Source organism: Pseudomonas sp. 22072, assembly GCF_052046095.1.
In the GTDB taxonomy this organism is placed as follows: domain Bacteria; phylum Pseudomonadota; class Gammaproteobacteria; order Pseudomonadales; family Pseudomonadaceae; genus Aquipseudomonas; species Aquipseudomonas paracarnis.
This window is the reverse complement of record NZ_JBQEQE010000006.1, coordinates 198876-207351: the sequence shown is the minus strand read 5'-3', so window position 1 is coordinate 207351 and position 8476 is coordinate 198876. Positions and strand designations below refer to the sequence as shown.

Sequence of the window (8476 nt, the reverse complement as noted above, 5' to 3'; positions counted from 1 at the left end):
TGCCTGCAGTTTGTGTGTTGTGATCGTGTGATCGTTCCCACGCTCCGCGTGGGAACGCCGCTTGGGACGCTCCGCGTCCTGCTTTCAAGAGCGGACGCAGAGCGTCCACAGCTGCATTCCCACGCAGAGCGTGGGAACGATCAAAAACTTAGAACTTGTCGAGGGTCTTGAAGTTAGTCTCGCGCACCACTTCCTTGGGCTTATACGCGCAATACCCCGGCCGCGGCCCGATTTTCGGGTGGTTGCGGCACGTATCCGGGCGCTTGTCATAAATAGTGCAAAAGCGCGTCTTACGATCCAGGTACAGGCAGTCGTTGTTGCTCATGCGCTGCAGGGTAAAAATTTCGGACTTGTTGTTGTACCGCTCGACGATGCCTTCTTTCTGCAAACGCTTGGCGATGTTCTTCGGCGGATCGCCGCGCTCGAACTCATCGACGATGCCAATGCGGATCAGGTCCTTGATCTTCACCTCCACCGGCAGCGTGCAGCAGCTGGACACGCAGCCGCCGCACATATGGGCGGAATATTTCTGCCAGGTCTCTAGACGGTCGAGTTCCGCGGCGGCGATCAGTTGAGGCTTCATCAAGGTTCCAAGGTGGGGCGTTATCCGGGCGCGCGATCATACCGGGATTGGTGGTTTTTTGAACAATATTTTGCAGGTTTCAGCTCAAAGGTTTAGCCACGGTCTGATCGGGCACGACCCCTGCATCAAATTCAGCCCATGGCGAATGAGTTAAAAAACTGCCGAACCAGCACGTCTACCGTCTGTCAGACCGACTAGGCTCTAGCAACTCCTTCAATCTCGCCCGAGGTCGCACCGATGTCTCAGGAACCGCTTGCACGAGAAGCAGAGGTAGCCGCATTCCGCGATGCTGTCTTGACCAAACTCACCTACGCGGTGGGCAAGGACCCGGATCACGCCTTCGACCATGATTGGTTCGAAGCCATTGCGCTGGCCGCCCGCGACCAGATGGTCGATCACTGGATGGACCACACGCGACGTATTTATCGCAAAGGCCAGAAGCGCGTTTATTACCTGTCCCTGGAATTTCTCATTGGCCGGTTGCTCTACGACAGCCTGAGCAACCTGGGTGTGCTGGAGATCGCTCGCGAAGCGCTGTCGGAGCTGGGCGTGGATCTGGAACGCATCCGCCTGCTGGAGCCCGACGCGGCGCTCGGCAACGGTGGCCTGGGCCGGCTGGCGGCGTGCTTTATGGAAAGCATGTCGACCCTCGGCATTGCTGGCCACGGCTATGGCATTCGTTATGAACACGGCCTGTTCCGCCAGGCCATTGTCGACGGTTGGCAGCAGGAACAGACCGAACGCTGGCTGGATTTCGGTAACCCTTGGGAATTCGAGCGCGCCGAAGTGATTTACCCGATTGGCTTTGGCGGCAGCGTCGAAACCGTTGCGGACGCCTCCGGCAAGATGATCCAGGTATGGTCGCCCAACGAAACCGTACGTGCTGTTGCCTATGACACGCCGGTCGTCGGTTGGCGCGGCGCCAGCGTCAACACCCTGCGCCTATGGCGTGCGCGGGCTGTAGAAGACCTGCATCTGGAGCGCTTCAACGCCGGTGACCACTTGGGCGCCGTCGCCGAGGTGGCCCGTGCCGAAAGCATCTCCCGAGTGCTTTACCCGGCCGACAGCACCGAAGCAGGGCAGGAACTGCGCCTGCGCCAGGAATATTTCTTCGTCTCCGCGTCCCTGCAGGATTTGCTGCGCCGCCACAAGAACATGCACGGTTCGGTGCTCAGCCTGGGCGAGCATGCCGCCATCCAGCTCAACGACACCCACCCGTCCATCGCCGTGGCCGAGTTGATGCGCCAACTGGTCGACCTGCACGATGTACCCTGGGAAGCCGCGTGGGATGTCACCGTCGAGACCCTTTCGTACACCAACCACACCTTGCTGCCCGAGGCCCTGGAAACCTGGCCTGTCGGTTTGATGGAGCGCATGCTGCCGCGGCACATGCAGATCATCTACCTGATCAACGCCCAGCACATCGACTCGCTGCGTGCCAAAGGCATCCACGACTTTGATGTCTTGCGCGCTGTGTCGCTGATCGAAGAAGACAACGGCCGCCGCGTGCGCATGGGCAACCTGGCATTCCTGGGCTCCCATAGCGTCAACGGCGTGTCCGGTTTGCATACCCAGCTAATGCGCAGCACGGTGTTCTCCGAACTGCACAAGCTCTACCCCGAGCGCATCAACAACAAAACCAACGGCATTACCTTCCGTCGCTGGTTGTACCAGGCCAACCCCAAGCTGACCGATATGCTGGTGGAAGCCCTGGGCCCGGATATTCTGGACCAGCCCGAGCAGCGTCTTATCGAGTTGGAACCCTTTGCCGAGAAACCGGCCTTCCGCAAAGCGTTCGCTGAACAGCGCCTGCACAGCAAGCGCGCACTGGCGCAGATCATCCATGAGCGCCTGGGCATTGCGATCAACCCGGCGGCGATGTTCGACGTGCAGGTCAAGCGCATCCACGAATACAAGCGCCAACTGCTCAACCTGCTGCACACCGTGGCGCTGTACCAGGCGATCCGTGCCGAGCCGGGCATCGATTGGGTGCCGCGGGTGAAAATCTTCGCGGGTAAGGCAGCGGCCAGTTATCACCAGGCCAAGCTGATCATCAAGCTGACCAACGACATCGCCCGCACCGTCAACAACGACCCGACCGTACGCGGCCTGCTCAAGGTGGTGTTCCTGCCCAACTACAACGTCAGCCTGGCGGAAAGCATCATTCCGGCAGCGGATTTGTCGGAGCAGATTTCCACGGCCGGCTTTGAGGCGTCGGGTACCAGCAACATGAAGTTCGGCCTCAACGGCGCGCTGACCATTGGCACCATGGATGGCGCCAACGTGGAGATGCACGAGCGGGTCGGCGCCGAGCACATGTTTATCTTTGGCCTCAGCGCCCAGCAGGTAGAAGCCCGCAAGCACGCCGGCGAGTTCAGCGCCGGGCCGGACATCGCCGCGTCCCATCGCTTGAACGACGTGCTGCAAGCGCTCCGTGGTGGGGTATTTTCGCCGGATGACCCGGGCCGCTATGTGGGCCTGATCGATGGGCTGATCGACTACGATCGCTTCCTGGTGTGTGCCGACTTTGACGCCTACTGGGACGCGCAGGCGCGGGTCGAGGCGCATTGGCACGACTCCAAGGCCTGGTGGCGCTCGGCGGTGCTCAACACGGCGCGCATGGGCTGGTTCAGCTCTGACCGCACCATCCGCGAGTACGCCACCGAGATCTGGAAAGCCCTCGACTAACTGATACCCCTGTAGGAGCGAGCTTGCTCGCGAAGAGCTCCAACGATAACGCGTGCTTGCTGAATGAACGCGGCGCGTGTGAGTTTTTCGCGAGCAAGCTCGCTCCTGCAGAGGGCTATTGCGTTGGGTCGTGAACTCTATTGGCGTTAAATCCTCTGATTAGAGGAAATCAGCCCCGACTCGCGCTAAACTGCGCGGGTTTTTAGCCCCCCATTCTCCGGAGCCTTCCATGTCCCGCGTTACCTTGAGTCGCTATTTGATCGAGCAGACCCGCAGCAACAACACGCCTGCCGATCTGCGCTTCCTTATCGAAGTGGTGGCGCGTGCTTGCAAGGAAATCAGCCACGCCGTTTCCAAAGGCGCACTGGGCGGTGTCCTGGGCAGCATGGGCACTGAAAACGTGCAGGGCGAAGTGCAGAAGAAACTGGACGTTCTGTCCAACGAAATCCTGCTCGAAGCCAACGAATGGGGCGGCCACCTGGCCGGCATGGCGTCCGAAGAAATGGACAATGCCTACCAGATCCCAGGCAAATACCCGAAGGGCGCATACCTGCTGGTGTTCGACCCACTGGACGGTTCGTCCAACATCGACATCAACGCACCGGTCGGCACCATCTTCTCGGTACTGCGTTGCCCCAACGAATACCTGAGCCAGAACGAAGCCCTGAACGAAAAGGCTTTCCTGCAGCCAGGCACCGAGCAGGTTGCTGCCGGCTACGCGATCTACGGCCCACAGACCATGCTGGTGCTGACCCTGGGCGACGGCGTCAAGGGCTTCACCCTGGACCGTGAAATGGGCAGCTTCGTGCTGACCCACGAAGACATTTCGATTCCTGCTTCTACCCAGGAATTTGCCATCAACATGTCCAACCAGCGCCACTGGGAAGAACCGGTGAAGCGCTACGTCAACGAACTGATGGAAGGCGAAGAAGGCCCGCTGAAGAAGAATTTCAACATGCGCTGGGTGGCCGCGATGGTTGCCGACGTACACCGCATCCTGACCCGTGGTGGGCTGTTCATGTACCCACGCGACAGCCGCGAGCCGTCCAAGCCAGGCAAGCTGCGCCTGATGTACGAAGCCAACCCGATGTCGTTTTTGGTTGAACAGGCAGGCGGTGCGTCCACCGACGGCCACCAGCGCATCCTCGACATTCAGCCTGAAGGCCTGCACCAGCGTGTGGCGGTATTCCTGGGTTCGAAGGAAGAAGTTGAGCGCGTGACGGCCTATCACAAGAAGTAAGCCGTAACGAGCGGTGAGCCGCTGTATTGTGAGATGGATCACCGTTAAAGAAGCCCCGAAACGTTTCAGCGTTTTCGGGGCTTTTTTGTTTTCGCTCGTCGGGAACCAGACACCCCTTTTCCCTTCTAAGCTTCTGGCAGATACCCCAGCTGCTTTGTCTCTCCAGGAGCTTTTCCATGTCTATACGCCGTCTCGCCCTGCTGGCTTTTTGCGTGCTCTTAGCCGCTTGCAGCAAGGTCACCCAAGAAAACTACCAAAAGCTCTCGGCCGGCATGGCCAAGGCCGAGGTGGAGTCGTTGCTGGGCAAGCCAACCGATTGTTCCGGCGCACTGGGCATGTCCAGCTGCACCTGGGGCGATAAAAACAGCTTTATCAGCGTGCAGTACGCCGGTGACAAAGTTCTGATGTTTTCCGGGCAAGGCCTGAAGTAAACCGGGGCGCGAGCCTGCGGGAGAAGAAGAATGATGCGTTTTGTTTTGTTCCTTTGCGCCAGCCTGTTTTTGGCGGGCTGCGCCAGCCATTCTGGCGATGATCTGCAACCCAAGACTGCGAGCAACGTCAACCTCAAGCGTTACCAGGGCACCTGGTATGAGTTGGCCCGGTTGCCGATGTACTTCCAGCGCAACTGTGCGCAATCCGAAGCCCGCTACACCTTGCTGCCTGATGGTGACATGTCGGTTTTCAACCGCTGCCTGACGCCTGAGTGGAAGTGGCAAGAGGCCAAAGGCACGGCAACGCCGCAGGTGCCAGGCAAGACCGACAAACTGTGGGTGGAATTCAATAACTGGTTTACATCGCTGTTGCCGGGCGTTGCCAAGGGCGACTACTGGGTGCTGTATGTCAGCGATGACTACAAGACCGCCATCGTCGGCAGCCCGAGCCGTCGCTATATGTGGATCCTGTCGCGCACGCCGACGGTGAGTGCCGATACCCGCGAAGACCTGCTGAGCAGGGCGCGACAGCAAGGCTATGACACCACGCGGTTGATCTGGCGCACGTCGGATAAGCAGATGGCGAAGACGTCTCAGTAATTTGCGGCCCCTCAATCAAATGTGGGAGCTGGCTTGCCTGCGATAGCATCAACCCGGTGTAACTGAAGCACCNGAGGTGTCTGTATCGCAGGCAAGCCAGCTCCCGCAGTTGTTATGGGTTGGTCGTCAGTTCAGCAAGTCCTTCAGGACCTGGGTGAATGCCCGGCTGCTGTCTTCTTCGCCAGCATGATGCCCATCTCGCACCACCCATTTGCCATTGACCAGTACATCGCGTACTTGCCGATCACCACCGGCAAATAGCCAGCGGTTGAGAATTCCATCCTCACTGGCCGTCGCCAAGTACGGGTCGCTACCGTCCAGCACTATCCAGTCCGCACGCTTGCCCACTTGCAATCGACCAATCGGCTGGCCCAGCGCTTGTGCGCCACCGTCCAGCGCAGCATCGAACAGCGTGCGACCCACCATCGGCTGATCGCTGCGATATAGGCGGTTGCGCCGTTGATCGCGCAGGCGCTGGCCATATTCCAGCCAACGCAGTTCTTCCACCACGCTCAGTGACACATGGCTGTCGGAACCGATGCCCATGCGGCCGCCCTGAGCGAGGAAGTCCACCGCCGGAAAAATCCCATCGCCCAGGTTGGCTTCGGTGGTCAGGCACAAACCGGCAATCGCTCGGCTGTTTGCCATGCGGGTGACTTCATCGGCATCGGCATGGGTGGCATGCACCAGGCACCAGCGATCATCCACCTCGACGTTGTCATACAGCCACTGCAACGGGCGCTTGCCGCTCCAGGCCAGGCAATCGTCGACTTCCTTTTGCTGTTCGGCGATGTGGATATGCACCGGGCAGTTTTTGTCACTGGCGCCCAGCACGGTATGGATTTGTTCGGGGGTTACGGCGCGCAGGGAGTGGAAGCACAGGCCCAGTTGCTGCGCCGGTTGTGCCGCCAGAATGGGCTGCAGGCGTGCTTGCAGGTTCAAGTAGTGTTCCGTGCTGTTGATAAACCGTCGCTGGCCTTCATTCGGCGCTTGGCCACCAAAACCCGCGTGGGTGTAGAGCACCGGCAGCAAGGTCAGGCCGATCCCACTGCTGGCGGCCGCCTGGCTGATCTGGCGGGACAGCTCCGTACGGTCGGCATAGGGCTGGCCGCTGAGATCGTGGTGCACGTAATGAAACTCGGCCACCGAGGTGTAGCCGGCCTTGAGCATTTCGATATACAGCTGACGGGCGATGACCTGTAACTGCTCGGGGTTGATCTTGCCGACCATGCGGTACATCAAGTCGCGCCAGGTCCAGAAGCTGTCATTGGGGTTGCCGGCCACTTCGGCCAAGCCCGCCATGGCGCGTTGGAAGGCATGGGAGTGCAGGTTCGGCATGCCCGCCAACACCGGGCCCCTGAGCCGTTCCGCGCCTTCTGCACTGGCATTGGGCTCAACCTTTGTCAGCAGGCCATCGGCGCTGACTTCAAGACGTACATCGTTGGCCCATCCATTAGGCAGCAGTGCGCGTTCGGCAAAGAAAGCGGACATGATCAAGGCACCCCGGTCGTGTGTTTATTTGTATATACATATACAGACGTTTGCCTGCTCGGTAAACTCCGGCAATCTATGCATCTTTTTCCCCTGCAAGGATTCCCTGTGCCGACTCCGCCCGCCAACTCTTCGCTGGCTGCCCACATGGACGAAAGTCCGGCGCCCTTGTATGCCCGCGTCAAACAGATGATCAGCCAGCAGATCCTCAACGGCAACTGGCCGCCCCATTACCGCGTGCCGTCGGAAAGCGAGCTGGTCAGCGAGTTGGGCTTCAGCCGCATGACCATCAACCGTGCCCTGCGCGAGCTGACCGCCGAAGGCTTGTTGGTGCGTATGCAGGGTGTGGGTACGTTTGTTGCCGAGCCGAAAAGCCAGTCGGCCCTGTTTGAAGTGCACAACATCGCCGATGAAATCGCCTCCCGCGGGCATCGGCACACCTGCCAGGTCATCACCCTGGGCGAAGAAGCTGCTGGTTCCGAACGCGCCGTTGCCTTGGAAATGCGCGAAGGCGGGCGGGTGTTTCACTCGTTGATCGTGCATTACGAGAACGACATTCCCGTGCAAATCGAAGACCGTTTCGTCAACGCCCTGGTCGCGCCGGAATACCTGCAGCAGGACTTCACCCAGCAAACCCCGTATGCCTATTTGAACCAGGTCGCGCCGTTGACTGAGGGTGAGCATGTGGTTGAGGCGATTCTCGCCGATGCCGCCGAGTGCAAGTTGTTGCAGATCGAGCCGAGCGAGCCGTGCCTGTTGATTCGCCGACGCACCTGGTCGGGTCGCCAGCCGGTGACTGCGGCGCGGTTGATCCACCCCGGTTCCCGTCACAGCCTCGAAGGACGCTTCAGTAAATGAGTGAGATCAACGTCTGGCGCGCCGCCGACTACGTGCGCATGCCGTGGAAGAACGGCGGCGGCAGTACCGAAGAAATCAGTCGCGACGCCGGCACTGGCCTGGATGGATTTGGCTGGCGTTTGTCGATTGCTGATATCGCCGAGTCGGGTGGGTTCTCCACCTTCGCCGGTTACCAGCGCGTGATTACGGTGATCAAAGGCGCCGGCATGGTGCTGACCGTAGACGGTGAGGAGCAGCGCGGGTTGTTACCGTTGCAGCCGTTCGCGTTCAAGGGCGAAAGCCAGGTGTCATGCCGTTTGATCACCGGGCCGATCCGCGACTTCAATCTGATCTATTCGCCCGAGCGTTACCATGCACGCTTGCAGTGGATGGATGGCGTGCAGCAGTTTTTCAGTACTGCGCAGACGGTGCTGGTGTTCAGCGTGGCGGACGAGGTGAAGGTGCTGGGTGAAAAGCTCGGCCACCACGATTGCCTGCAAGTGGACGGTAACACTGAACTGCTGGAAATATCGGTCACAGGCCGCTGCTGCATCATCGAACTGACCGCACGCGGTTAAAAACTGTGGGAGCTGGCTTGCCTGCGAT

The 8476-nt window shown here is 59.8% G+C and carries 8 protein-coding genes; 6 read left to right on the top strand and 2 right to left on the bottom strand.

Annotated features, from left to right (window positions below; genetic code table 11):
• Positions 1-148: 148 nt before the first annotated feature.
• Positions 149-583 (bottom strand): YkgJ family cysteine cluster protein, encoded by a 435-nt coding sequence (locus tag ACTJLA_RS08835; RefSeq protein WP_003187815.1) that lies wholly within the window; start codon positions 581-583, stop codon positions 149-151.
• A gap of 237 nt (positions 584-820) precedes the next feature.
• Here ACTJLA_RS08835 and ACTJLA_RS08830 point away from each other — a divergent pair, with 237 nt between their 5' ends.
• From ACTJLA_RS08830 to ACTJLA_RS08815, 4 genes are all read left to right on the top strand, one after another.
• Positions 821-3271 (top strand): glycogen/starch/alpha-glucan phosphorylase, encoded by a 2451-nt coding sequence (locus ACTJLA_RS08830; protein WP_314545695.1) that lies wholly within the window; start codon positions 821-823, stop codon positions 3269-3271.
• 229 nt (positions 3272-3500) lie between these two features.
• Positions 3501-4511 (top strand): class 1 fructose-bisphosphatase, encoded by a 1011-nt coding sequence (locus tag ACTJLA_RS08825; protein ID WP_003187818.1) that lies wholly within the window; start codon positions 3501-3503, stop codon positions 4509-4511.
• Positions 4512-4687: 176 nt separating this feature from the next.
• Positions 4688-4942, top strand: a complete 255-nt coding sequence (locus tag ACTJLA_RS08820) for a hypothetical protein (protein WP_003187823.1) — start codon at positions 4688-4690, stop codon at positions 4940-4942.
• 30 nt (positions 4943-4972) lie between these two features.
• Positions 4973-5542: a lipocalin family protein gene (locus ACTJLA_RS08815; protein WP_034117302.1), complete on the top strand. Its 570-nt coding sequence runs from the start codon at positions 4973-4975 to the stop codon at positions 5540-5542.
• Between the two features lie 126 nt (positions 5543-5668).
• Here ACTJLA_RS08815 and ACTJLA_RS08810 read toward each other — a convergent pair whose 3' ends face one another.
• Complete coding sequence (locus tag ACTJLA_RS08810; RefSeq protein WP_314545703.1) at positions 5669-7033, bottom strand: formimidoylglutamate deiminase; 1365 nt, start codon at positions 7031-7033, stop codon at positions 5669-5671.
• Positions 7034-7180: 147 nt separating this feature from the next.
• Here ACTJLA_RS08810 and hutC point away from each other — a divergent pair, with 147 nt between their 5' ends.
• Together hutC and ACTJLA_RS08800 are read left to right on the top strand one after the other, a co-directional pair.
• Positions 7181-7891 carry a histidine utilization repressor gene (hutC, locus tag ACTJLA_RS08805; RefSeq protein WP_230182974.1) on the top strand — a complete coding sequence of 237 codons (711 nt, stop codon included), beginning with the start codon at positions 7181-7183 and terminating at the stop codon, positions 7889-7891.
• Positions 7888-8448: a HutD family protein gene (locus tag ACTJLA_RS08800; RefSeq protein WP_314545706.1), complete on the top strand. Its 561-nt coding sequence runs from the start codon at positions 7888-7890 to the stop codon at positions 8446-8448. The genes hutC and ACTJLA_RS08800 overlap by 4 nt, the downstream gene beginning before the upstream one ends.
• Positions 8449-8476 lie beyond the last annotated feature (28 nt).

Coding starts and splice junctions, on each gene's coding strand:
- ACTJLA_RS08815 (WP_034117302.1), top strand. CDS start 4,973: ATGATGCGTTTTGTTTTGTTCCTTTGCGCCAGCCTGTTTTTGGCGGGC.
- hutC (WP_230182974.1), top strand. CDS start 7,181: ATGGACGAAAGTCCGGCGCCCTTGTATGCCCGCGTCAAACAGATGATC.
- ACTJLA_RS08830 (WP_314545695.1), top strand. CDS start 821: ATGTCTCAGGAACCGCTTGCACGAGAAGCAGAGGTAGCCGCATTCCGC.
- ACTJLA_RS08835 (WP_003187815.1), bottom strand. CDS start 583: ATGAAGCCTCAACTGATCGCCGCCGCGGAACTCGACCGTCTAGAGACC.
- ACTJLA_RS08800 (WP_314545706.1), top strand. CDS start 7,888: ATGAGTGAGATCAACGTCTGGCGCGCCGCCGACTACGTGCGCATGCCG.
- ACTJLA_RS08825 (WP_003187818.1), top strand. CDS start 3,501: ATGTCCCGCGTTACCTTGAGTCGCTATTTGATCGAGCAGACCCGCAGC.
- ACTJLA_RS08820 (WP_003187823.1), top strand. CDS start 4,688: ATGTCTATACGCCGTCTCGCCCTGCTGGCTTTTTGCGTGCTCTTAGCC.
- ACTJLA_RS08810 (WP_314545703.1), bottom strand. CDS start 7,033: ATGTCCGCTTTCTTTGCCGAACGCGCACTGCTGCCTAATGGATGGGCC.